24 protein-coding genes are annotated in these 22,757 nt (G+C 67.1%); 11 read left to right on the top strand and 13 right to left on the bottom strand.

Annotated elements, in window-relative coordinates:
* Positions 1 to 39 precede the first annotated feature (39 nt).
* Complete coding sequence (locus BJ987_RS03275) at positions 40 to 273, top strand: acyl carrier protein (RefSeq protein WP_209884536.1); 234 nt, start codon at positions 40 to 42, stop codon at positions 271 to 273.
* A gap of 54 nt (positions 274 to 327) precedes the next feature.
* On the opposite strand, the gene hsaB is transcribed toward BJ987_RS03275, so the two are convergent.
* From hsaB to hsaA, 4 genes are read right to left on the bottom strand one after another with little or no spacing between them, the layout of a single operon-like run.
* Positions 328 to 912 (bottom strand): 3-hydroxy-9,10-secoandrosta-1,3,5(10)-triene-9,17-dione monooxygenase reductase subunit, encoded by a 585-nt coding sequence (gene hsaB / locus BJ987_RS03270; RefSeq protein WP_209884534.1) that lies wholly within the window; start codon positions 910 to 912, stop codon positions 328 to 330.
* On the bottom strand, positions 909 to 1,817 hold the full coding sequence (gene hsaC, locus BJ987_RS03265; RefSeq protein WP_209884532.1) for an iron-dependent extradiol dioxygenase HsaC: 909 nt from the start codon (positions 1,815 to 1,817) through the stop codon (positions 909 to 911). Before hsaC ends, hsaB begins: the two co-directional genes overlap by 4 nt.
* Positions 1,818 to 1,819: 2 nt before the next feature.
* Positions 1,820 to 2,701 (bottom strand): 4,5:9,10-diseco-3-hydroxy-5,9,17-trioxoandrosta-1(10),2-diene-4-oate hydrolase, encoded by an 882-nt coding sequence (gene hsaD, locus BJ987_RS03260; RefSeq protein WP_209884530.1) that lies wholly within the window; start codon positions 2,699 to 2,701, stop codon positions 1,820 to 1,822.
* A gap of 11 nt (positions 2,702 to 2,712) precedes the next feature.
* A complete protein-coding gene (gene hsaA, locus BJ987_RS03255; protein WP_209884528.1) occupies positions 2,713 to 3,882 on the bottom strand; it encodes a 3-hydroxy-9,10-secoandrosta-1,3,5(10)-triene-9,17-dione monooxygenase oxygenase subunit in 1,170 nt (389 codons plus the stop codon).
* Positions 3,883 to 4,080: 198 nt separating this feature from the next.
* Here hsaA and BJ987_RS03250 point away from each other — a divergent pair, with 198 nt between their 5' ends.
* Together BJ987_RS03250 and BJ987_RS03245 are read left to right on the top strand one after the other, a co-directional pair.
* The gene (locus BJ987_RS03250; protein ID WP_209884526.1) at positions 4,081 to 5,286 is read left to right on the top strand and encodes a 3-ketosteroid-9-alpha-monooxygenase, oxygenase component; all 1,206 of its coding nucleotides are present in this window, start codon (positions 4,081 to 4,083) and stop codon (positions 5,284 to 5,286) included.
* Positions 5,287 to 5,302: 16 nt separating this feature from the next.
* Positions 5,303 to 5,632 carry a hypothetical protein gene (locus tag BJ987_RS03245; protein ID WP_209884525.1) on the top strand — a complete coding sequence of 110 codons (330 nt, stop codon included), beginning with the start codon at positions 5,303 to 5,305 and terminating at the stop codon, positions 5,630 to 5,632.
* A 9-nt stretch (positions 5,633 to 5,641) separates the two neighbouring features.
* On the opposite strand, the gene BJ987_RS03240 is transcribed toward BJ987_RS03245, so the two are convergent.
* Both BJ987_RS03240 and BJ987_RS03235 read right to left on the bottom strand, forming a co-directional pair.
* Positions 5,642 to 6,187 carry a hypothetical protein gene (locus tag BJ987_RS03240; RefSeq protein WP_209884523.1) on the bottom strand — a complete coding sequence of 182 codons (546 nt, stop codon included), beginning with the start codon at positions 6,185 to 6,187 and terminating at the stop codon, positions 5,642 to 5,644.
* A 163-nt stretch (positions 6,188 to 6,350) separates the two neighbouring features.
* Positions 6,351 to 7,397: a saccharopine dehydrogenase NADP-binding domain-containing protein gene (locus BJ987_RS03235; RefSeq protein ID WP_209884521.1), complete on the bottom strand. Its 1,047-nt coding sequence runs from the start codon at positions 7,395 to 7,397 to the stop codon at positions 6,351 to 6,353.
* A 91-nt stretch (positions 7,398 to 7,488) separates the two neighbouring features.
* Between BJ987_RS03235 and BJ987_RS03230 the strand changes: the two genes are divergently transcribed.
* From BJ987_RS03230 to BJ987_RS03220, 3 genes are all read left to right on the top strand, one after another.
* Complete coding sequence (locus tag BJ987_RS03230) at positions 7,489 to 8,400, top strand: AraC family transcriptional regulator (protein ID WP_209884520.1); 912 nt, start codon at positions 7,489 to 7,491, stop codon at positions 8,398 to 8,400.
* A gap of 133 nt (positions 8,401 to 8,533) precedes the next feature.
* Complete coding sequence (locus tag BJ987_RS03225; protein ID WP_209884518.1) at positions 8,534 to 9,796, top strand: hypothetical protein; 1,263 nt, start codon at positions 8,534 to 8,536, stop codon at positions 9,794 to 9,796.
* Between the two features lie 103 nt (positions 9,797 to 9,899).
* Positions 9,900 to 10,148, top strand: a complete 249-nt coding sequence (locus BJ987_RS03220; protein WP_209884516.1) for a hypothetical protein — start codon at positions 9,900 to 9,902, stop codon at positions 10,146 to 10,148.
* Here BJ987_RS03220 and BJ987_RS03215 read toward each other — a convergent pair.
* The 6 genes from BJ987_RS03215 to BJ987_RS03190 all read right to left on the bottom strand — a co-directional run bounded on the left by BJ987_RS03215 (position 10,141) and on the right by BJ987_RS03190 (position 16,833).
* Positions 10,141 to 10,890 carry a DUF427 domain-containing protein gene (locus BJ987_RS03215; RefSeq protein WP_209884514.1) on the bottom strand — a complete coding sequence of 250 codons (750 nt, stop codon included), beginning with the start codon at positions 10,888 to 10,890 and terminating at the stop codon, positions 10,141 to 10,143. The genes BJ987_RS03220 and BJ987_RS03215 overlap by 8 nt on opposite strands.
* A 65-nt stretch (positions 10,891 to 10,955) precedes the next feature.
* A complete protein-coding gene (locus BJ987_RS03210) occupies positions 10,956 to 12,008 on the bottom strand; it encodes an acyl-CoA dehydrogenase family protein (protein WP_209884512.1) in 1,053 nt (350 codons plus the stop codon).
* Positions 12,009 to 12,138: 130 nt separating this feature from the next.
* Complete coding sequence (locus BJ987_RS03205; protein WP_209884510.1) at positions 12,139 to 13,170, bottom strand: acyl-CoA dehydrogenase family protein; 1,032 nt, start codon at positions 13,168 to 13,170, stop codon at positions 12,139 to 12,141.
* Positions 13,167 to 14,309: an acyl-CoA dehydrogenase family protein gene (locus BJ987_RS03200; protein WP_209884508.1), complete on the bottom strand. Its 1,143-nt coding sequence runs from the start codon at positions 14,307 to 14,309 to the stop codon at positions 13,167 to 13,169. Before BJ987_RS03200 ends, BJ987_RS03205 begins: the two co-directional genes overlap by 4 nt.
* Entirely contained in the window at positions 14,310 to 15,188 is an 879-nt protein-coding gene (locus tag BJ987_RS03195) for an enoyl-CoA hydratase (RefSeq protein ID WP_209884506.1), read from the bottom strand.
* Positions 15,189 to 15,237: 49 nt separating this feature from the next.
* A complete protein-coding gene (locus tag BJ987_RS03190; RefSeq protein WP_307869439.1) occupies positions 15,238 to 16,833 on the bottom strand; it encodes a FadD3 family acyl-CoA ligase in 1,596 nt (531 codons plus the stop codon).
* A 111-nt stretch (positions 16,834 to 16,944) separates the two neighbouring features.
* Between BJ987_RS03190 and BJ987_RS03185 the strand changes: the two genes are divergently transcribed.
* The 5 genes from BJ987_RS03185 to BJ987_RS03165 all read left to right on the top strand — a co-directional run bounded on the left by BJ987_RS03185 (position 16,945) and on the right by BJ987_RS03165 (position 21,803).
* Positions 16,945 to 18,135 carry an acyl-CoA dehydrogenase family protein gene (locus BJ987_RS03185; RefSeq protein WP_209884504.1) on the top strand — a complete coding sequence of 397 codons (1,191 nt, stop codon included), beginning with the start codon at positions 16,945 to 16,947 and terminating at the stop codon, positions 18,133 to 18,135.
* On the top strand, positions 18,135 to 18,929 hold the full coding sequence (locus BJ987_RS03180) for an SDR family oxidoreductase (protein ID WP_209884502.1): 795 nt from the start codon (positions 18,135 to 18,137) through the stop codon (positions 18,927 to 18,929). Before BJ987_RS03185 ends, BJ987_RS03180 begins: the two co-directional genes overlap by 1 nt.
* 251 nt (positions 18,930 to 19,180) lie before the next feature.
* Positions 19,181 to 19,912: a hypothetical protein gene (locus tag BJ987_RS03175; protein WP_209884501.1), complete on the top strand. Its 732-nt coding sequence runs from the start codon at positions 19,181 to 19,183 to the stop codon at positions 19,910 to 19,912.
* Positions 19,913 to 19,987: 75 nt separating this feature from the next.
* On the top strand, positions 19,988 to 20,608 hold the full coding sequence (locus BJ987_RS03170) for a TetR/AcrR family transcriptional regulator (protein ID WP_209884499.1): 621 nt from the start codon (positions 19,988 to 19,990) through the stop codon (positions 20,606 to 20,608).
* A 13-nt stretch (positions 20,609 to 20,621) separates the two neighbouring features.
* The gene (locus tag BJ987_RS03165; RefSeq protein WP_209884497.1) at positions 20,622 to 21,803 is read left to right on the top strand and encodes an acetyl-CoA C-acetyltransferase; all 1,182 of its coding nucleotides are present in this window, start codon (positions 20,622 to 20,624) and stop codon (positions 21,801 to 21,803) included.
* A gap of 13 nt (positions 21,804 to 21,816) precedes the next feature.
* Here BJ987_RS03165 and BJ987_RS03160 read toward each other — a convergent pair whose 3' ends face one another.
* Positions 21,817 to 22,737: a helix-turn-helix transcriptional regulator gene (locus BJ987_RS03160; RefSeq protein WP_209884495.1), complete on the bottom strand. Its 921-nt coding sequence runs from the start codon at positions 22,735 to 22,737 to the stop codon at positions 21,817 to 21,819.
* Positions 22,738 to 22,757 lie beyond the last annotated feature (20 nt).

Below are 22,757 nucleotides of genomic sequence, written 5' to 3'. Positions count from 1 at the left end.
ACTTTTTGGTGCCGGTAGGTTCGGGTGGTGGATATGGGTATGGATACCGTGGAGAAGATCAGAGTGATTGTCGCCGAGCAGAGCGGACGTCCACTGGCCGAGATCGGGCCGTACAGCGATCTGCGCACCGACCTCGGCCTGGATTCGCTGCAACTGGTGGAAATCTTCGTGCGGGTCGAGGACCAGTGTGCCGTCCGGATTCCCGAGAAGGACACCGCCGGCTGGCGGACAGTCGGCGATATCGTCGAATACGTTGTCGCGAAGGTGAATTGACCTCAACGGCGAACGGCCGGGAGCTCGAGGCTCCCGGCCGTTCCGCTGACCGGCTCAGAGCCAGGTATCGAGCGTGGTGGTGGTGAGGAAGTGCTCCAGATCCGCGCGCCAGGGGGCGGGCGTGGTCTTCTCCGGTTCGATGGCCGTGTACTGGCCCCGGTAGAACAGCAGGGGCCTGCCGGAGTCGGTGGACTCCGACAGGGCCTGTACTCGGCCGATCACGATGTAGTGATCGCCCCCGTCGACGACGCTGTCCACCGTGCACTGGATCGTGGCCAGCGAGTCGTCGAGCACCGGGACATCCAGTTCGGATGTGTGCCAAGAGGTTCCGGCGAACTTGTCGGGTTCGCGGGAGCCGAAGCGGGCGCAGACGGCCTGCTGTTCCTCGGCGAGAACGTTGACGCAGAACCGGCCCGCCTGTTCGATCGCCGCCCAGGACCGCGAGGTCTTGGTGGGGCAGAACAGGATCAGCGGCGGGTCCAGTGACAGCGCGGCGAAGGATTGGCAGGCGAAGCCGACCGGCGCTTTGCTCTCGTCGAAGGTGGTGATAACGGTGATGCCGGTGCAGAACTGGCCCAGCACGGTGCGAAACGCGCGTGGATCGATGCCCGGCACCTCGTCGGGGGCGACCGCACTCATTGCTGGCGGGCCTGAATCGAGAAGTCGTGACCCCACAGGCTCACCGCCGTGGACTCGCGGGCGATCCATGACAGATCGTCTTCGACTTCCAGTCCTTCGCAACCGAATTCGATATCGAACCCGCCCGGCGTCTTCATGTAGAACGACAGCATCTTGTCGTTGATGTGCCGCCCGAGCGTGGCCGACATCTTCACCTTCTTGCGGATGGCGCGATCCAGGCAGAGACCGACATCGTCGGAGTTCTCCACTTCGACCATCAGGTGCACGATCCCGGTCGGATTCGGCATCGGCAGGAACGCCAGCGAGTGGTGCCGCGGATTGCAGCCGTAGAAGCGCAGCCAGGCCGGATCACCGTCGGCCGGCCGGCCCACGAACTGCGGTGGCAGCCGCATCGAATCGCGCAACCGGAACCCGAGCACGCCCTGGTAGAAATCCTGCGCCGCCGCGTCGTCGGTGCAGGTCAGCACCACGTGCCCGAGACCCTGCTCGTCGGTGACGAACTTGTGGCCGTAGGGACTGACGAACCGCTTGGCGACATACTGCGCACCGTAGAACGCCTCGAGCACGTTGGCGGAGGGGTCCTCGAACCGGATCATGCCTTCGACGCGACGGTCCGCGAGCTCTTCTTTGGTGGCTTCCTTGAACGCCACCCCGGCCGCCGACAGCCGCTCCCGAAGCTGCTGTAGCGCACCGGCATTGGTGACTTCCCAGCCGGACACCAGCAGCCGGTCCTTTTCGCCCGGCACGATCACCAGGCGCGCCGGGAATTCGTCCATGCGCAGATAGAGGGCGTTCGGATCGGGACCCGGCGCCTCCATCATGCCGAGCACCTTGAGCCCGTACTCGCGCCAGGCCGCCATATCGGTGGCCTCGATGCGCATGTACCCGAGTGCGCGAATACTCATGACTACTTCTCCTTGCGAGATCCGGCGAGGAAATCGGTGGCGAGCCGGTTGAATTCGTCGAACTTTTCCAGTTGGGCCCAGTGGCCGCAACCACCGAACACGTGCAACTGCACCCGCGGGATCATCTTGGTCGCCACGATCGCGCCGTCCAGCGGATTCACCCGATCCTCCCGGCCCCAGATCAGCAGCACCGGCTGGCGCAGCTTGTACGCTTCGCGCCACAGCATGCCGAGCTCGAAGTCCGGCCCGGAGAACGACTTACCCATCGCCCGCGTCGCCGCCAGCGATTCCGGGGTGCTCGCCGAGGCGAACCGCTCGTCGATCAGTTCCTCGGTGATCAACGACTGGTCGAAGACCATGATCCGCAGGAACGCTTCCAGATTCGCCCGCGTCGGTTCGTAGTTGAACTTCGCCAGATTCTTGACGCCCTCGGTCGGGTCCGCCGCGAACACGTTGACGCTCAATCCACCCGGGCCCATCAGCACCAGCTTGCCCGCGCGATCCGGGTAGTCCAGCGCGAAGCGCACCGCGGCGCCGCCGCCGAGCGAATTGCCCAGCAGGTGCACCCGATCGGTGATCTGCAGGTGATCCAGCAGGTCCTTCAGCGCGGAAGCGCTGTGCGAGAAGTACTGCGGATGGTCGACCGGCTTGTCGGACTTGCCGAAGCCGGGCTGGTCCACCGCGATGACGTGATAATTCCGCGCCAGCACCGGAATATTGCGAGCGAAGTTGGACCAGGACGACGCGCCCGGCCCGCCGCCGTGCAGCAGCACGATCGTCGGACCGTTGCCGACGCCGGCCTCGTGGTAGTGCAGCCGCAGATCCGGCCGCACCTGCGCGTAGTTCGAAGTCGATTCGTAGGTCAGTTCCACCGTCGAAGTCACGAAATCCCCTCCTAGTACATGGTGTCGGTGATGGGCAGGCCGAATTCGCCGGAGCCGAACATCGTGTAGGCGCGCTCGGGATCGTTGGCGGCGTGCACCCGGCCGGCGTGTGCGTCACGCCAGAAGCGTTGCAGCGGAGTGCCGTTCGCCAGTGCGGTGGCGCCGGAACTCTCGAACAGCTTGTCGATCGCGGCGATGGCCCGGCCGGTGGCGCGTACCTGATCACGGCGGGCGGCCAGGCGCAGTTCGACCGGGATCTCCTCGCCGCGCAGGAGGTAGGCGTACTCGTCGGCGACATTGCCCGACACCTGACGCCAGGCGGCGTCGATGTCGCTGGAGGCCTCCGCGATCCGCACCTTGGCGAACGGATCGTCTTTGGCCTTCTCGCCGGCGTAGGCGGCGCGCACACGCTTGCCCTGGTGTTCGACATGCGCGGCGTAGGCGCCGTAGGCCATGCCGACGATCGGGGTGGTGATGGTGCTGGGATGGATTGTGCCCCAGGGCATCTTGTACAGCGGATCGGTGTTCTGCTCCAGGCCGGGCGATTTCAGCTCGTTCATGGTCCGGTAGCTGAGGAAGCGGTGCCGCGGCACGAACACATCTTCGACCACCAGGGTGTTGGAGCCGGTGCCCTTGAGCCCCACCACATTCCACACGTCGTCGATGCGGTAGTCGGTACGGGGGATGAGGAAGCTGCCGAAGTCTACCGGGCGGCCGTCCTTGATCACCGGTCCGCCGACGAAGGTCCAGTCGGCGTGGTCGGAGCCGGAAGACCAAGCCCAGCTGCCGCTTACCCGGTAGCCCGAACCGTCCTCGACCACGGTGCCCGCACCCATGGGCGCGTAGGAGGAGGAGATCCGCACCTCGGTGTCGTTGCCCCACACCTCTTCCTGGGTTTGCTGACTGAACAGCGCCAGGTGCCAGTTGTGGATGCCGAGGATGCCCGCCACCCAGCCGGTGGACCCGCACGCGCTCGCCAGCTTGCGGACCGTGTCGTAGAAGATCACCGGATCGGCCGCGTATCCGCCCCACTGCTTGGGCTGGACGAGTTTGAAGAACCCGGTGCCCTGCAGCGCCTTCATGGTTTCTTCGGGGATGCGGCGCAGGTCCTCGGCCGCCTGTGCCTGCTCGCGCAGGAAGGGCAACAGTGCTTCGACCTTGTCGGTCACTTCTTGCGTCATCTTTGGACCTGCTCCTGCCTGGTCGGGTTGGTTACCGGTAGTCATTTGCCTCTGAGACTAGAACAGGTTCTTATTTATGTCGAGAACAGGTGCCCGTAGCGGCGCGGACACGAGGACGCCCAGCAAGTGGACGCAATCGCTGGCGTGAACGGCCCTCGTTTTGTAACGTGTTCTAGTACAGAAGGAGGAGGAATCGCGATGGCAGTTACCCCCAAGGGGAGCGGTGGCAAGGTTCGGGAACTCGATGTGGGTTCCGTGCCTACCCGTTATGCGCGGGGTTGGCATTGCCTTGGCTTGGCCGAATCGTTCCGCGACGGCAAGCCGCATTCGGTTCAGGCCTTCGGCACCAAGCTCGTGATCTGGGCCGATAGCAAGGACGAACTGCACGTGCTGGACGGCTACTGCCGGCACATGGGTGGCGACCTGAGCATGGGCTCGATCAAAGGCGACGACATCGCCTGCCCGTTCCACGACTGGCGCTGGGGCGCCAACGGAAAATGCACGGCGATCCCCTACGGCAAGCGGGTCCCGCCGTTGGCGCGCACCCGTTCGTGGACCACGCTGGAACGTAACGGTCAGCTGTTCGTCTGGCATGACCACGAAGCCAACCCGCCGCAAGAAGGCGTCACCATTCCCTACATCGACGGCGCCTACACCGACGCGGACGGCAACCCGTCCGAGCAACTCGGCGAACGCTGGACACCGTGGGTATGGAACACGATGCTGATCGAAGGCGCCAACTGCCGCGAGATCATCGACAACGTGGTCGATATGGCGCACTTCTTCTACATCCACTTCGCCTACCCGACTTTCTTCAAGAACGTTTTCGAGGGGCACATCGCCACTCAGTTCCTGGAGTCGAAGAACCGGCAGGACGTCGGGACGCAGAAATACGGTGAGGTGCTGCTGAAGTCGGAGGCGTCCTACTACGGCCCGTCCTGGATGCTGAATTCGCTGATCAACAGCTACGGCGGCTTCGAAGTCAAGACGATGCTGATCAACTGCCACTACCCGGTCTCGCAGGACTCGTTCATGTTGCAGTGGGGCTTGACCGCCGAGCGCCCCGAAGGGCTCGACGAAGAGGGCGGCACCAAGCTGGCGGAGAAGATGATGGAGGGCATCAACGTCGGCTTCCTCGGCGACGTGGAGATCTGGAAGCACAAGTCCAAGGTCGAAAACCCGCTGCTCTGTGAGGAAGACGGCCCGGTCTACCAGTTGCGCCGCTGGTACGACCAGTTCTACGTCGACGTCGCGGACGTCAACCCGAAGTCCACCGACCGCTTCGAATTCGAGGTGGACACCACCAAGGCGAACATCGCCTGGGAAGCCGAAGTCGCGGAAAACCTGCGGCGCCGGGCGGAAGAGGAAGCGGCGCACACCGATCAAGCGGAGGCGGGTGTCTGATGCCGGGGTTCCCGCAATGATCAGGTGGGCCAAAGCACCCGACTTCGCCGACCAGCCGGAACGGCGGGCCGAGGTGCAGGCCCAAACCGTGGTGGACAAACGGCGCTATCTCGAAGACGGTATGACGCCCCTGAAGTGCCAGACCTGCGCCAGCGAGGTCTTGGTGCGCAAGTACAGCGCGCACCAGACCTCGGTGCAGTGGAGCGGTGACCCCGCCGCGCGCTGTCCGGTCTTCGCGAGGCTCAGTGCGGCGGGCAGCCAGCCGGGTCGCCCGGATTCCTGCGGCGACCTGGAACGCACCATCCAGTGGGCGCTGGACGAGGGCGTCCTGGAAATCCAGGAATAGCGGTAGCTTTCAGACGGAGCTGGCGCGCAGGGCGAACCAGCCGGTGGTGGGCTCGGCGTAACCGTGGTAGAGAACCGGGACGCGCTGGTCCACCTCGAAGTGGCGGTACACGGCGAGCATCGCGGCCCGGACCGCGTAGTCCTGGAAGTCGTCGACGCGGCGCGGGCCGATGGGGTGTTCGGGCAGGGTTGCCAGCCGAGTCAGCTCCGCCGTGTCGCCAGTGTCGAGTCCGAGCGGTTCGGGGTCGGTGATGAGGTGATCGTGCAGGACCGAGCGGGTCCGTGCGGGGTCGGCCGGGTTTGGGACGAAGCTGCGGAATTCGGCGCGGACGGAGCTGGCGGGGTCGACCTGGGACTGCATCAACTGGGTCAGTTCGGCGGTCAGTCGCGTCGTTCCCGCGGCACTGACGGGGACTTGTTCCACGACGTGCAGGATGCAGCCGCCGCGTACCAGCGGTTCCGGTGCGAGGAAGACCGCCAGCGCCGGGCCGGGGTATTCGCGGCAGGTCAGACAGACTTTTGTACGGGCGGGATCGGTGTGCCGCAGATCAGCCATGGTGTCCTCCTTGCGGGAGGCGTCGGCCGCTCGACCGGACGAGGGCGGGCGGCCACTGTCGTATCGGTGAATCCGGCCGCCGGAAGGAAACCCGAGCGACCCGGGGTTGCCCTTGCAGTATAGAAGCGGGCGGACCCCGGTGCCCAGGAATGCGCGGGGTCGCTCAGGACTCGATCCGCCAGGTGATGCCGTGCGGTGCGAGGGCGTCGAGGAAGTCGGCGGGATCGAAGGCTTCCGCCGCGGCGAGCGCTCCCGGCTTCGCTGTCCCGTCGGCGAGCCGCACGGCCGCCTCGACCGCCATCAGCGCCGAATCGCGGTAGGAATGCTGTCCGCTGACCACACCGCGCACCCGGGATCCGTCGGTGCCGTAGGCATCCACGACCAGGTCGTAGCGTAGGTCCGCACTCGGCGCCTCGGGCAGGGTGTCGAGGAGTTCGGCCGAGAAGCCGCTCAGGGTGTCGAGAATGTGCGCGGCCAGCACGCCTTCGACGTGGGCTACCTCGGAATGCCGCGGGATCGAGAGCACCGGCGGCTGCGGAAATTTCGCGACCCGGGTGGGCTCGGTGTCGCCGGGGAAGGTCATCTGCGAGCGCTTGGCCGTTGCGCCCGTGCGGAATTCGCCGTCCGCGTAGTGCCAGCCACCACCGCGGAACCAGTCGAAGCTGGCGAGAACGGTTTTCGCGCTGCCTTTCGAGCCGTGCCCGCTGCCCTTGCTCAGGTGGCTGAGTCGCAACTCGGCCGGTCCGGGCACGCGCCGCGAGGTCAGATAACCGAGGAGGTCACCGGGGAGATTGCTGTCGGTGATTCCGGAGACGACGGTGACCCCGGCCGCTTCGGCGGCGGCGCTGTAATCGTCGTAAACCTTGCGCAGGAACAGTTGTTCGCCGGACAGGTCGGTGTAGTGCGCGCCCGCCGCGATGGCGGCGGCCAGCACCGGTGCACCGTGGTCGACGTAGGCGGGCAGGCTGCTGATCACCACATCGGCGTCCGCGAAGGCGGCGGTGAGGGCGTCGTGGTCGGTGAGGTCGGCGATCCTGATGTCGGCTTCGGGTAGTCCCGCGGCGGTGGCGGCGGCTCGCATACGAGCGGCATCGCGACCGACCAGGATCGGCGTGCGGTCGCGGCGGCGCAGTTCGGCCAGGAGGTAGCCACCGGTGATGCCGGTCGCGCCGTAGACGGCGATGGTCTCGGTGGAGTTCGGGTTCGTCATGAGAAGAACGCTATGACCTTCTGGTGAGTGAATGAATGGCTTGATTGCTCTCGTTTATGTCAGCAACGCTCAGGTGACGTAGGGTCGGATCGTGGATCTTCTGAGCGAAACCATCGCGGCCATCCGTACCGGACATCCGACCTCGGGCATGTTTGTCCGGCACGCGCCCTGGGGGCGGCGGTATCCGGTGGTCCCAGGCGCGGGTTTCCATGTGGTGCTACAGGGTTCCTGCTGGCTGGTTCCGCCGAGTGGTGATCCGCTGGCGCTCGGCGTCGGGGATGTGGTCTTCATGCCGCGCGGCGCGGACCACGATCTGGTCGACCAGCTGGACACCCCGGTCACCGAACACGCGCGACCGGGGGAGCCGCGCGAAATCGCCGGGCCGGGCGTCCGGGCCGCGCTGCTGTGCGGCGCTTACGAACTCGGCCGGCAGCGCAGCCATCCGCTGCTGGACGAACTGCCCGAATTCATCCATCTCCCAGCACGTCTCGGGCGGCATCCAGCGCTGCGGGCGGTGGTCGATCTGCTCGCCGCCGAAATCTCCGAGTCGCGCCTCGGGAGCGACGCCGCCGTGCCCGCATTGCTGGAAACGTTGCTGCTCTACATCTTGCGGGCGTGGTTCGACGAACAGGAGGCGGCCACCGGATGGGCCGGGGCGTTCGCCGACCCCGCCGTCGCCGCCGCGCTGCGCGCCGTTCACGCGGATCCGGCTCGGGCCTGGACCGTGCCGGAACTCAGTGCGCGCGCCGGAGTCTCACGCGCCACCCTCGCCCGGCGGTTCAGCGCGACCGTCGGCGAACCGCCGCTGGCCTATCTCACGCGCTGGCGTCTGCTCACCGCCGCGAAGCTACTGCGCGAAACCGGCGACTCGCTCGCCACCGTGGCCCGAAAGGTCGGCTACACCTCCGAATTCGCATTCGCCAAAGCCTTCAAACGTGAATACGGCCTGGCACCAGGACAATACCGACGCGCCGAGGACAAACCGCCCTTGATCGCGGTCTGACAGTGGATTGTGCGGTACCGTCGCCGACATCCTTCTCCGGTGTTTCTTCAGTTCGTTCCGCTCGAGGTTTCTCCCACTGCGTAATGAATGCGAGGTTCCGTTGAGAATTGCTCCAGCTATCGGTATCGCGGCGATGACCGCCGCGGCTATTACCGTCGCGACCGCACCCGCCTACGCGGCGCCGCCGATTACCGGTCCGACGTCGATCGACTGCCCGCCGCTGGCGGATTGGGGCAACCCCGGCGAACCGATTCCGCCCCGGCCCCCGGAATGCGGCGAGAACGACTGGGAGCTCCTGCCCGGAATCCGGATGCGCAGCGACGCTTACAACCGGGTGTCCACGATCTACGGTCCGGACGGCTCGGTCACCTTCGTCGGCAGCGAGCATTTCCAGGTGCGCGACCGCGCGGGCACCGTGCTGCTCGGTGAGCAGGGCCAGGATCTGCATCATCTGCCGTTCGGCCATGAGGTGCCGCCGCCGTTGCCGCAGGTGCTGCCGGAGGAGTCGCCCCACGATCGAGCGGTGCGCGAAGGTTTGTCCCGGGTTCAGGTTTCGCCGCTGCCGGGCTGGGACTACACCGGTGACCTCTCGGACAACTCGGCCTTCCTCACTACGCCGATGGGCAGCGTCACCGTGCAGGCACCGGGCACCGGGCCGGACCCGGATCACCTGATGCCCGGTCCCGGCGGGGAACGCCGATGGCAACCGATCAACAATTTCCAGGTGCTCGACGCGCAGGGCCGCTACGTGCTCGGCAATACGCTGACCCTGGGTGCGCCGATGGCCATTTGGCCGAACGCGGCGGTGCCGTGCCCGCCCGGCACCGTGCCGGTGTCGCAGCTGACGAGGGAGAATCTGGAGGCCGCGCTGACGGCGGATGAACTGCCGCCGCCGATCTGTCAGGTTCCGGCCACGGTTCCGCTCAGCGGCAATCAGGAGATCGATGACGATCCGGCCGTGCAGCGGCAGAAGGACATCAACGATGCCTACAGCGCCGTCGCGACCCAGTTCGGTTTGGCGGTCAGCATCGGCGGTCTCATCGGTGGCGCTGCCGGCCTGTCCGTCGGGTGCCTGATCGGTCTGTTCGGCGGCGCGGGAGCGGGCAGCCTGTCGTCCATCCCGGGTATCGCGGCCGGCACGCTCGGCGGCTGTCTGGCCGGCGCCGCGCTGCTCGGCACGATCGGCACGACGGCGGGCGCGCTCATTCTCGGTGTCCCGGTGGGAATCGCCTCGGGCATCAACGCTTACAACACGCTGAAGCTCCAGGGTGACGTGGCGCGCACGGTCGCCGTCAGCGGGCTGTCCGAACAGCTGGCGCCGGTGTTTCCGTGGCTGGCCGAACAGTCCGGCCAGGCCCAGACGCTGGAATTGCCGGCACCGCTGCCCGAGATCTGACTCGCCATCCGACAAGCCGAGGTCCCGTCGCGCGATCGACGGGACCTCGAGCTTGCCACCCGAAACACTTGACGGTGTACGGCATTCGGTCGACAGTGGATCGATGCGTGCGATAGCGGAAGAGCTCGACCGGGCGCCGGAGAGCGGCCTCGATCGAGTAGGTGCGGTCGAGATGAAGCTGACCCCGATCGGCGCCGGTGACTTCCACGGTTCCATCGAGGAGATCGCCCGAGCCGCGGCCGACATCGGGGGCCAGTACTTCCACGTGACCGATTCGCTCGGCGCTCGGATCACCGCGGACGTCTACCGGCGGCCCGCACGCCCGCGACGACGACGGCGCTGGTTCAGCTGAACGGGCTGTGCGGGCGATCCTGTAGCTCGCCGTCGAGATAGATGTCGACCTTCTCGTTGTAGAAGCACGCCAAACCCTGGATCTTCTGACTCTCCGGTACGGGTGTGCGATAGATCCACACGTAATCGGTGTATTCGTTGGCGCCGATGCGCACATGCCAATAATCGGCATTGCCTTTGTACGGGCAACTGCTGTGCGTATCGGAATCCTGGAGCAGATCCATGCGCACATCGGTCAACGGCAGGTAATACCGTGGCGGCAGGCCTGTTTCGAAAAGAATTCGCGGCGAGTGCGAATCGGCGACGGTGACGCCGTCGATCTCCACCCGGACATGGCGCGAGCCGGCCAGGATATCGACCCGCGAATACGGATCACGCGGGTGCACATAGACGGGTTCGTCCTCCTCGAACCATTCGTCCATCGACTCCCACGCCAGCCGTACCAGCTCGGTCAACCCCGGCACGGGGGAATCGTGGTAGCGCAGTGCGGCATTCTCCGCGGTGATGCCGTTGACGACCACGTCGTAGCCGGTGCCGGTGCCCAGTGCGGGGGAGTGGCTGACGCCGTTGCTGGGTTCGAGTTTCGCGCGCAGGTCTACCGCGGGCAGGTAATAGGTCGGGTAGTAGGGGTGCTCCCAGACCAGCGCGGGCCGGAGGCTGTCGGCGACCAGATGTCCGCCGAGATAGGCCCGGACCCGCTTGTGACTGGTCTCGATCTGCACCGGTCCTGTCGGATCGCTCATACCTCTCGACCGTACGCTTCCGGCCCGTCGTCCCGGCGCAAGCGACAGCCGGGACGACGGGGAAGTCACGCGGTCCGGGCGAGCGGTCTGCGCGGGTTCCCGAACAGCTGCGCGTCCCCGTGGGCGCGCTTGAAGAACAGGTGCGCGTCGTGTTCCCAGGTGATCGCGATGCCGCCGTGCAGCTGCACGGTTTCGGCGACGATCTGGGTGAAGGCCTCCGAGCAGTGCAGGCGGGCCGCCCACACGTCCTCGGCCGCCGACGGGCTGTGCTCCGCGACCGCGACGGCTGCCGCGAGCGCGGCCGACTGGGCCGACTCCAGCAGCACATACATATCGGCCATCCGGTGCTTGAGCGCTTGGAAGCCGCCGATGGCGCGGCCGAACTGGACTCGGGACTTGGTGTATTCGACGGTGATCTCCAGGCACTGCCGCATGGCGCCGACCTGCTCGGCGGCCACCGCGGCCCAGGCGATTTCGCGCAGGCGCGTACTGATCGCGGCGGGATCCGCAGCACCGAGGCGGTGACCGGTTACACCGTCGAAGGTGATCTCGGCGAGTTTGCGAGTGGGGTCCATGGTGGCGACCGCCCGCCGGGTGACACCCGCGGCGTCGGGCGCGACCTCGAACAATCCGTCCGCGGTGATCACGATCAGCGTGTCGGCGTGCGCGCCGAGTACATAATGCGCTGTGCCGCCGAGTGTTTCGCCTTCGGCCTGGACGCCGAACACGTCCCAGCCGTCCGCGCCGGCCCAGCACAGGGCGATCGTCCGGCTGCCCTCGGCCACGCCCGGCAGCAGCCGGGCGCACGCTTCGGTGTCACCGGAGAGCAGCACGGCCTGCGCGCCCAGCACGGCGGAGCCGAGCATCGGCACGTCGGCCAGGGTGCGGCCCAATTCCCCGACCACCAACAGGGATTCGAGCAGGGAGGCGCCGATGCCGTCGTACTCCTCCGGAATAGCGAGGGCCGCGACACCGATCTGTTCGCAGAGGCGCTGCCACAACGCGGCGTCGTAACCGACGTCGGTGTCGATCGCGGCGCGCACGGCCGCGCTGCCCGCGTGCTTGGTGAGTAACGCACGCACCGAGGCGGTGAACTCCTGGTGTTCCGCGCTGGTCATACCCTGCCTCCCTGGTAACGATGGGTCCGGGTGTTCGCCGGGATGACGGGAGCGTGTGCGGGTGTAGCGGGATTCGATGCGGCCGCCAGGGTGTGCGCGGCGGTGCGGGAGCGCGAGATGACGGCGGAATTCATGCTTCCCCTCGGAGGGCGCGGTCCTGGATCGCTTCGTCGCGTAGCGCGCGGGCGATTCGGGATCGGTGCATATCCGGCGTGCCCCAGGCGGAACGAAGCGCAGTCACCTTGGTCAGCCACAGGGACAGGTCGTATTCGGCGGTGTATCCGATGGCTCCGTGCACTTGCAGGGCGGCCCTCGCAGCTCCGTAAGCGGCGTCCCCACAGGTGATTACGGCGGCCGAGACGTCACGGCCGCGGGTGGGTTCGCCCATGGTGAGGGCGGCTCGGTAGAGCAGCGGTTCGGCCAGGTCCAGGGCGATCAGCACGTCGGCGAGCTTCTGCTTCACCGCCTGGAATTCGCCGATCGGTTTACCGAACTGCTTGCGCTGCTTGGCGTATTCGGTGGCCTGGTGCAGCAGAGCACGGCCCGCGCCGAGCAACTGGGCCGCACCGGCGAGCGCGCCGGTGTCGAAAGCGATGGCCGCGGCCTCGACCACCGCGGCACCCTCGGCGACCGGCTCACCCGGGCTGACGGTGAACAATCGCCGGGCGGGGTCGATCGAACGCACGAGCGTCCGGTGCTCGGCCTGACACAGTTCGGCCCCGTCCACCACCAGCACGACCTCCGCCGTATCCGCGTCCAGGACAACGGGTTCCTGGTCCGGGGCGGCGAAAGCGATCGTGCCGAGCGCGGTGCCCTCGGCGAATCCGGGCAGCCAGCGCTGCGCCAGTTCGGTGTCCGGCAGCGCTTGCAACAGGGCGGGAATCGCGGCGGCGGTCTCGACCAGCGGGCCGGGAACACCGGCCCGGCCGATCTCCAGGAACGCGACCACCAGATCGATCGGCTCCGCGCCGACGCCGCCGTTGTCCTCGTCGATGGCGAGCCCGAGCACACCGGAATTCGCGAGCTGACGAATCAAGCCCCGTCCGGCGCGCGCGTCACCGGCGGCCCACGCGCGCACCACGGCGGGCGTCTGCCCGGCGTCGAGCAACTTGCGGACGCTGGTGCCGAAGTCGAGTTGTTCCGGGCTGAGCGCGAACCTCATCGGCTGCTCCCTCTCGGTAGTCCGAGCAGCCGCTCGGCGATGATATTGCGCTGAATCTCGTTGGTGCCGGCGTAGATCGGGCCGGACAGCGAGAACAGGTAGCCGTCGGTCCACGGCCCGGTCAGTTCGCCCGCGGAACCCAGGACGTCCAGGGCGGTTTCGTGCATGGCGATATCGAGTTCGGACCAGAAGACCTTGGTGATCGAGGATTCCGCGCCGAGCTTGCCGCCCTCGTTGAGCCGGGTGACGGTGCCGAAGGTGTGCAGCCGGTAGGCCTCGCTGCCGAGCCAGGCGTCCACCACCGCGTCCCGCTGGGCGGTATTGGTGCGGTCGCCGACCTCCAGCCACAGGTCGACCAGGCGCTGCGCGGTCGCGCTGAACCGGCCGGGGCTGCGCAGCGACAGGCCGCGCTCGTTGCTGGAGGTGCTCATGGCCACCCGCCAGCCCTCGTTCACCGCGCCGATCACATCGCGGTCGGGTACGAACACGTCGTCGAGGAAGATCTCGGCGAACCCGGGTTCACCGTCGAGTTGCGGTATCGGCCGTACCGACACCCCGTCGGCGTTCAGCGGGAACATCACATAGGTGAGGCCGCGGTGCCGTTCGGCTTCCGGGTCGCTGCGGAAGAGTCCGAAGGCCCAGTCCGCGAACGCGGCTCGTGAACTCCAGGTCTTCTGGCCGCTGAGCAGCCAGCCGCCGTCGGTGCGCCGGGCGGTGGAGCGGATACCGGCCAGGTCGCTGCCCGCTTCGGGCTCGGACCAGGCCTGCGCCCAGATGTCGTCGCCGCGCGCCATCCGCGGCATGATCCGCTCCAGCTGCTCGGGCGTGCCGTGCTCGAACAGCGTCGGCGCGAGCAGGAAGATGCCGTTCTGGCTGACCCGTCCGGGTGCGCCCGCGGCGTAGTACTCCTGTTCGAACAACACCCATTCCAGCAGCGAGGCGTCCCGGCCGCCGTATTCGCCTGGCCAGGAGACCACGGACAGCCGGGCGTCGGCGAGAGTGCGTTCCCAATCGCGGTGCGCTTCGAATCCGGCCTTGGTGTCCATCGAGGCCAGGGGCGTCTTCGGTGTGTTGGCGGCCAGGAACTCACGGACTTCCCGCTGGAAATCCTGTGTCGCCTGATCGAAATCCAGATCCACTTACGTTGTCCCGTTCTGCTGAGTCGCGGTCGCCTTCATCGACTTGGCGTTCATTCCGCCCAGCGAGTCCGCGCCGACCTCGGCGTTGTGCGCGTGCGCGAAGTGGTGCAGGCCGAACACCGAGTCCATGCCGGAGCGCATGCCCATCAGGTCCTCGGCCTGGTTGACCGCCTTCTTGGTCAGCGCGAGCCCGAATTGCGGCATGGTGGCGATCTTTTCGGCCAGCGCCAGGGTCTCGGCCTCGAGTTCCGCACGCGGCACCACGCGGTTGACCATGCCCCATTCTTTGGCTTGCGCCGCGTCGAACCGGTCACCGGTGAACAGGAACTCCTTGGCCGCGCGCGGACCCATCACCCACGGATGCGCGAAGTACTCGACGCCGGGGATGCCCATGCGCACCACGGGATCGGAGAAGAACGCGTCGTCGGCGGCGATGATCAGATCGCACACCCAGGCCAGCATGAGCCCGCCCGCGATGCACGCGCCCTGCACCATCGCGATGGTCGGCTTCGGGATCTCGCGCCAGCGCCGGCACATGCCGAGATACACCTCGGTCTCACGCGCGAAACGCTGGTCGCCGCCGGCCTTGTCGACATGGTCCCACCACAGCGCGGCCTTGTTCTGGTACCGCACATGGTGATCCCGGCCCGGCGTGCCGATGTCATGGCCAGCGCTGAAATGTTTTCCGTTGCCCGCCAAGACGATCACGCCGACCTCGGGGTCCTCGACGGCGCGCTCGAACGCGGCGTCCAGGGCGTAGGTCATCACCGAGTTCTGGGCGTTGCGGTAGTCCGGCCGATTCAGCGTGACGATCGCGACTCGCCCCCGGACCGCATAGGTGACGACTTCGCCCTCGTCGGGGACCGCGTCCTCGGTCATTTGTTCTCCTCACGATGTTTGATTGCGGTGCTCGCTGCGCCTCGCATGGCTACGCTCCGCTGCCGCCTCCGCGCGCCGAGTTCGCGCGCAGTTCCCGCTTGAGCACTTTCCCGGCGGCGCTGTAGGGCAGCTGATCGCGAAATTCGACGAACCGGGGCACCTTGAAATTGGCGAGCACGGTCGAGGCGTGCGCCCGCACCTGTTCCTCGGTCAGCGTGGCGCCCGGCTTGCGCACCACGTACGCCTTGCCGACCTCGCCCATCCGGGTATCGGGCACGCCGATGACCGCGGATTCGGCGACACCGTCGAGCCGGGCCAGCGCCTGTTCGACCTCGGCCGGGTACACGTTGAACCCGCCCGAGATGTACATGTCCTTGAGCCGGTCGGTGATCTTCAGGTAACCGCGTTCGTCGAGCGTGCCGATGTCACCGGTATGCAGCCAGCCGTCGGCATCGATGGTCTCGGCGGTGCTTTCGGGATCGTCCAGATAACCGAGCATCACGTTCGGCCCGCGCAACAGCACCTCACCGGCGTCGCTGTGCTCACCCACCCCGCCGAGCCGCAGTTCGAAATCGGCGATCGGTCGTCCACAGGTGTTGGCGATGGTCTCGGCGTCGTCGTCGGCGCGGCACATCGTGCCGAACCCGGCGGCCTCGGACAGTCCGTAACCCGTGATGACGACGTCGAACCGGAGCTCCGACCGCATCCGCTCGACCAGCACGACCGGCACCGTCGCCGCGCCGGTCACCGCCACGCGCAGCGAACTCAGATCGAACTCGGCACGCTGGGGAAAGTCCAGGATCGTCTGGTAGATGGTCGGCGGCCCCGGCAATACGGTGATCTTCTCCTCGTCGACCAGCCGCATCGTCTGGGGTACGTCGAAGGTCGCCTGCGGCACGATCGTCGCGCCGCTCACCAGGCACGCGAGAATGCCCGCCTTGTAACCGAAGTTGTGGAAGAACGGGCTCACCACGAGGTACCGGTCACCGGAATGCAGCGTGGTGCACTCGGCCCAGGCGCGGACCACCGCCAGCGCCTGCCGGTGCGCGATCAGCGTCCCCTTGCTGCGCCCGGTGGTGCCGGAGGTGAACAGGATGTCGGACACATCGTCGGGGCCGACGGCCTCGGCCCGCTTGTACGCGTCGGCCACCGATACCTCGGACGCGATGCCGGCCAGGTCCGCGAAGTTCAGCGTGTACGCGTCGGCCGGCACCGAGGTATCGGGCTCGACCGGAATCACGACGACCGTGTCGATAGCCAAAGACGGTGCGGCGGCGCGCAATTCCGTCAGCCGGTCCCGGCCGAGGAAGGGGCCGGCGATGAACAGCGCCTTCGCGTGCACCCGGGCCAGCACGTCGGCGGCTTCCTCGGCGACATACCGGGTGTTCAACGGCACCAGCGCCGCGCCCACGTAATGCGCGCCGAGCGCGGCGATCACCCAGTGCTGGGTATTGGGCGCCCACATGGCGACGCGGTCGCCGGGCCGCACCCCGCGTGCGATCAACGCGCGCGCGACCTCCTGGACCGCGTCGAGCAGCTGGTTCCAGGTGAGCCGGACCGGGCCGTCGGCGAGGGCGAGTGCGTCGCCATATGTCCGCGCGGCGTCGTGCAGTGCCATCGGGGTCGTCTGTGCAGGGGTTGTCACGGTTGTCCTCACCGTCCGCTGGGCCGTTCCGCTGACCTTCTCGAGCGACCTGCGACCAGTCGCTACGTTGGAGGCTAACAAAGCAAGTGCTTGGTAGGTTATCCTACCGTCGTGGTTGCGATCCAGACCTCAGATTCCAGTACCGCCGCATCCGATGCGGCCTTTTCCGCGGAAGTGCGGGAGTGGCTGGAAGAGAACCTCAACGGCGAATTCCGCGAGTTGCGCGGACTCGGCGGCCCCGGCCGCGAACACGAGGCGCACGACGAGCGCCTGGCCTGGGACCGGCACCTGGCCGCGGCCGGGTGGACGTGTCTGGGCTGGCCCAAGGAGTACGGCGGACGCGAGGCGACCGTTGCCCAGCAGGTGATCTTTCACGAGGAATACGCCAAAGCCGATGCGCCCGCGCGAGTTTCGCATGTCGGTGAGGAACTGCTCGGCCCCACGCTGCTCGCCTTCGGTACCCAGGCGCAGAAGGACCGCTTCCTGCCCGGGGTCCGCAATGTCACCGAACTGTGGTGCCAGGGCTACTCCGAACCGGGCGCGGGCTCGGACCTGGCCGCGGTCAGCACCTCCGCACACCTCGACGGCGACGAATGGTCCGTCAACGGCCAGAAGATCTGGACCTCGCTGGCACACGTCGCGGACTGGTGCTTCGTCATCGCCCGCACCGAAAAGGGCTCGGTGCGCCACAAGGGCCTTTCCTACCTGCTGGTTCCGATGAATCAGCCGGGCATCGAGGTGCGCCCGATCATCCAGCTCACCGGGACCTCGGAGTTCAACGAGGTCTTCTTCGACAATGCCCGCACCGCCGCCGATCTCGTGGTCGGCGCACCGGGGGAGGGCTGGCGCATCGCCATGGGCACGCTGGCCTTCGAGCGCGGCGTCTCCACCCTCGGCCAGCAGATCCGTTTCGCGCGCGAGCTCGCCGACATCGAGGCGCTGGCCCGGCGTACCGGTGCGGCCGAGGACCCGCTGATCGCGGACCGGATCGACCGGGCGTGGGTCGGCCTGCGCGTCATGCGCGCCCACGCACTGCGCACCATGGCGACCGCCGCGGTGGACGACAGCGGGCAGGCCTCGGTGTCGAAACTGCTGTGGGCCAACTGGCATCGCGGACTCGGCGAACTCGCCATGGCGGTACTCGGACCCAAGGGCCTGATCGCCGACGACAACGACGATCTCAACGAATGGCAGCGGATGTACCTGTTCACCCGTGCCGACACGATCTACGGAGGTTCGAACGAAGTGCAGCGCAACATCATCTCCGAGCGGGTGCTCGGTCTGCCGCGAGAGGCGCGATAATGGCTGATCTTTCCGTTGCGCCGCAACCCGTTCCGGGGCACGGTCTGCTCACCGGACGCACCGCTGTCATCACCGCCGCCGCGGGGACCGGCATCGGATCCGCCACCGCCCGCCGGCTGCTCGCCGAGGGCGCGGACGTCGTGGTCTCGGACTGGCACGAAAGACGGCTGGCCGAAACCGAAGTCGAGCTCAAGGGTGAATTCCCGGACCGCCGGGTCGCGGCCATCGCGTGTGACGTGCAGAGCACCGAACAGGTGAACGCGCTGGTGCGCGGGGCGGCCGAGGCGCTGGGCCGGGTCGACATCATGGTGAACAATGCCGGGCTCGGCGGTGAGACCCCGGTCGTCGACATGACCGACGAACAGTGGGACCGCGTCCTGGACATCACCCTCAACGGGACCTTCCGTTGCACCCGGGCCGCTTTGGGCTACTTCCGCGACGCGGGACACGGCGGGGTGATCGTGAACAACGCGAGTGTGCTCGGCTGGCGGGCGCAATACGGTCAAGCCCACTATGCGGCCGCGAAGGCCGGCGTCATGGCGCTGACCCGGTGTAGTGCCGTGGAAGCCGCCGAATTGGGTGTTCGGATCAACGCGGTTTCGCCGAGCATCGCTCGCCACGCGTTCCTCGACAAGGTGAGTTCACCGGAACTGCTGGACCGGTTGTCCGAACGCGAAGCCTTCGGCCGGGCCGCCGAACCGTGGGAGGTGGCGGCCACCATCGCCATGCTCGCCAGCGATTACACGACTTATCTGACCGGTGAGGTCGTTTCGATCAGCAGTCAGCGCGCCTGATTTCACAGCGTTTGCTCCCGGGCTCGATCGCGGGCGGCGGGTGCGCTGCCCGCGGTCGCCCGGTGCGCCTGCTGTCTGTCATCCGATGGCGGCGGCGCTTCCGCGCGCAAGAGTGCGAACGCCTCCGTACATCCGCTATTTGCGCTGCTTACGGGCATGAGCTCCGGTGAAAAACCATTGCGTGTCGACCCCTCCGGTGTGCCATGCTGGGGGAGGTCGGATCCCGCAAACTCCCGTGAGGGGCGATGGCTATGGGCCTGGATCGCCCACATGCCCGCGAACAACTGGAACTCGATTTGGTGCGCGAAGTCGTGCTGGCCAGGCGAAGACTGGACAGCATGGTTCTCGCCGCGCTCACTTTCGGCGCCGAGCTGATGGACCATCGTTCGGAGCGAATCACAGCTTCCCGGGCCGCGCAGATACTCGAGCAGTACGCGGTCGACGAAGGCGAGGTCGCGCGCGATCCGCGCGGTGCGCTACGCGCGGATATGCAGCGCGACCACGAGCGCGCCAGGCGGCTCGGGCTGGACCACGCATCGATCGCGCAGACCGAACCCGAGCTGCGCCGGCAACGGCAGGCCGAGCTGATGTGTGAGGTGCGCGCCGATCTGCTCGAGGTGGTGCGCCGCTGCCGCCAGTTCCGCTTCGATCGAGTCGCCATCGACGACGAGATCGCGCAGGGATTATGCGCCGCCACCGACAAATTGGTGATCGGCGCGGATATGGACACCTACCGCGCGTGGCAGCGCGGCATGATCCTCAAACTCGTCGAGGAACCCACGCCGGACGGCCCGCCGCGCGTGCTGGCGACCGTGGATGCCGGGCCTGGCCGCGGCCCACTCACTGTCGAATGGGACAGTCCCGAACGACGATTGGCGCTGGTCGCCCGGCTAGCGCGGGCGGGGATATCACCGGTCGTCATCTGTGATCGACTGCTAGCCGACCTGTCCGTCTCCTCGCCCTTACGCTACTCGTTCCGCTGAGCATCCGCGCCGGTAGAAGGGGGTTGATTTATACCGCCCTGGACCAAGCAAATGCTTGGTTGTACGATCGGCTATGTGACCGCACCTGACGCCTCGAAATCAGCAGAAGCCTCGAAATCGGCACGGCGCAACGAACTGCTCTTGCTGGCGGCCGATCTGTTCGCCCAGCGCGGGCTGCGTGCCACAACCGTCCGCGATATCGCCGACGCGGCCGGAATACTATCCGGCAGCCTCTACCACCACTTCGATTCCAAGGAATCCATGGTGGACGAGATCCTGCGCGGCTTCCTCGACGACCTGTTCGGGCGCTACCGGGAAATCGTCACCTCCGGCCTGAGCTCGCGCGACACCCTCGAAGCCCTGGTCCTCGCCTCCTACGAATCATTCGATCGCTTCCACGCCGCGGTAGCCATCTACCAGGCCGAAGCCAAGCGTCTGCGCGGCGCCGAACGCTTCGCCTACATCGACGAATACAACAACGAATTCCGCGAACTCTGGCACAAAGTGCTCACCAACGGCGTCGCCGACGGCAGCTTCCGGGCCGAACTCGATGTCGAACTGGCCTACCGGTTCCTGCGGGACACGGTGTGGGTCGCGGTCCGCTGGTATCAGCCGGGCGGTCCCATCACCGTGGAAAACCTCGCCAAGCAGTATCTGACCATCGTGCTCGACGGTTTGACCGTGCAGCACAGTTGATTTGGAGCTCCCCATGTCTGCACCCACCCGCCGCCCGTACGCCCCGGTCCGGGACGCCTATGTGATCGACGCGGTGCGCACCCCGGTCGGCAAGAAGAACGGCGCGCTGGCCGCCGTGCACCCGGCGGACCTCGGCGCGGCCGTGTTGAAGGGGCTGCTCGACCGCAGCCCGATCGACCCGGGCAATGTCGACGACGTGATTGTGGGCTGCGTCGACAACATCGGTCCGCAAGCCGGCAATATCGGCCGCACCGCCTGGCTGACCGCGGGCTTCCCCGAGGAAGTCCCGGGTGTGACGGTGGACCGGCAGTGCGGATCTTCCCAGCAGGCCATCAATTTCGGCGCGCAGGCCATTATGAGCGGCACGGCCGAGGTGATCGTCGCGGGTGGCGTGCAGAACATGAGCGCCATCCCGATCTCCGCCGCCATGCTGGCGGGCAAGGAGTACGGGTTCGATTCCCCGTTCGTCGGCGCGGCGGGCTGGGACCACCGCTACGGCACCGGCGAGGTGTCGCAGTTCAACGGCGCGCAGATGATCGCCGACAAGTGGGGCATCAGCCGGCTGGAAATGGAGCAGTGGGCGCTGCGCAGCCACGACCGGGCGCGTGACGCGATCAAGAACGGCCGCTTCGACAACGAGATCGTCCCGGTGGGCGACTTCAGCATCGACCAGTGCCCGCGCGAAACCAGCCTGGAGAAGATGGCGGGGCTGAAGGTGCTGGCCGAGGGTGGTTCGCTCACCGCCGCCGTCGCCAGTCAGATCTCCGACGGCGCGAGCGCCACGCTGCTCGCCTCGGAGTGGGCGGTACAGGAGTACGGCTTGACGCCGCGCGCCCGCATTCATCACGTGAGCGCCCGGGGCGCCGACCCGATCATGATGCTCACCGGCCCGATTCCGGCGACCAAGTGGGCGCTGGAGAAGACCGGCCTGTCCATCGACGACATCGATGTCGCCGAGATCAACGAGGCTTTCGCGCCCGTGGTGCTGGCCTGGATCAAGGAAACCGGCATCAACCCGGACAAGGTGAACGTGAACGGCGGCGCGATCGCCCTGGGCCACCCGCTGGGCGCGACCGGCGCGAAACTCTTCGCGACTCTGCTCAACGAACTGGAGCGGGTGAACGGCCGCTACGGGCTGCTCACCATCTGCGAGGGCGGCGGCACCGCCAATGTCACCATCATCGAGCGCGTCTGATCCGCCGCTGAGGTCAGCTCAGGTGCGTCAAGCGTGCCTGAGCTGATTCTGGTCGAGCCGAAACCTGGGCTTCGGCGGCGATATTCGGGCACATGAGCGAGCCGTGCAGCGGTTCGGCCGACGCGCGGAGCCGTGCGAACACCGCGGCGGTGGGCGAGCCGGGTTCCGGGCAGTACACGATGATGCGCTGATCGCTGTCCGAGATGTGCAGGACCTGGCAGTCGAATTCGAGCGGACCGAGCTCCGGGTGCTGGACCCGTTTGTAGTGCCCGCGGCGCACCTCGACATCGTGATCGGCCCACATCCGCGCGAAATGTCCAGAGGTGCCGAGCAATTCGGTGACCAACTCGGCCAGCGCCGGATTGCCGGGATAGCGCGCGTAGACCGCGCGCAGATCGGCGACGGTGGAGCGGGCGAAATCCACCGACGCGGGTTCCGACCAGGGTTCGGCGTCGTCGGGCAGCCGGAACATCCAGCGCACCATATTCCGGTCGGCCGCGGGAACCTGCGCGAGATCGCCGACGAACGGCACGGCCATCCGGTTCCAGGCCAGGATCTCGTAGCAGGCGTCCACCACGTAGGCGGGCACGGTCGTATTGTCGAGCAATACGCGGACTGCTTGGGAGACAATGCGATTCGGTCCCGAGGTCGGCGGCGGGTTCTCGCCGGCGATCCGGAACAGGTACTCGCGTTCGTCGGTGCTGAGCAGCAGTGCCCGGCCGACCGCCGCCAGCACCTGCCGGGACGGCTTCGCCCCGCGCGCCTGTTCCATCCGGATGTAGTAGTCCACCGAGATCCCGGCGAGCTGAGCCACCTCTTGGCGGCGCAGTCCCGGCGTCCGGCGCTGCCCGATCTCGGGCAGGCCCACGTCGGCCGGGCGCAGCTTGCCGCGGCGGGCGCGCAGGAATTTCGCCAACTCGGTTCGATCGGTCACCCATCCAGTATCGGGCGCGA

It is taken from the genome of Nocardia goodfellowii, from assembly GCF_017875645.1.
In the GTDB taxonomy this organism is placed as follows: domain Bacteria; phylum Actinomycetota; class Actinomycetes; order Mycobacteriales; family Mycobacteriaceae; genus Nocardia; species Nocardia goodfellowii.
Note: the sequence above shows the minus strand (reverse complement) of the source record. Positions and strands in the feature narration are given on the sequence as shown.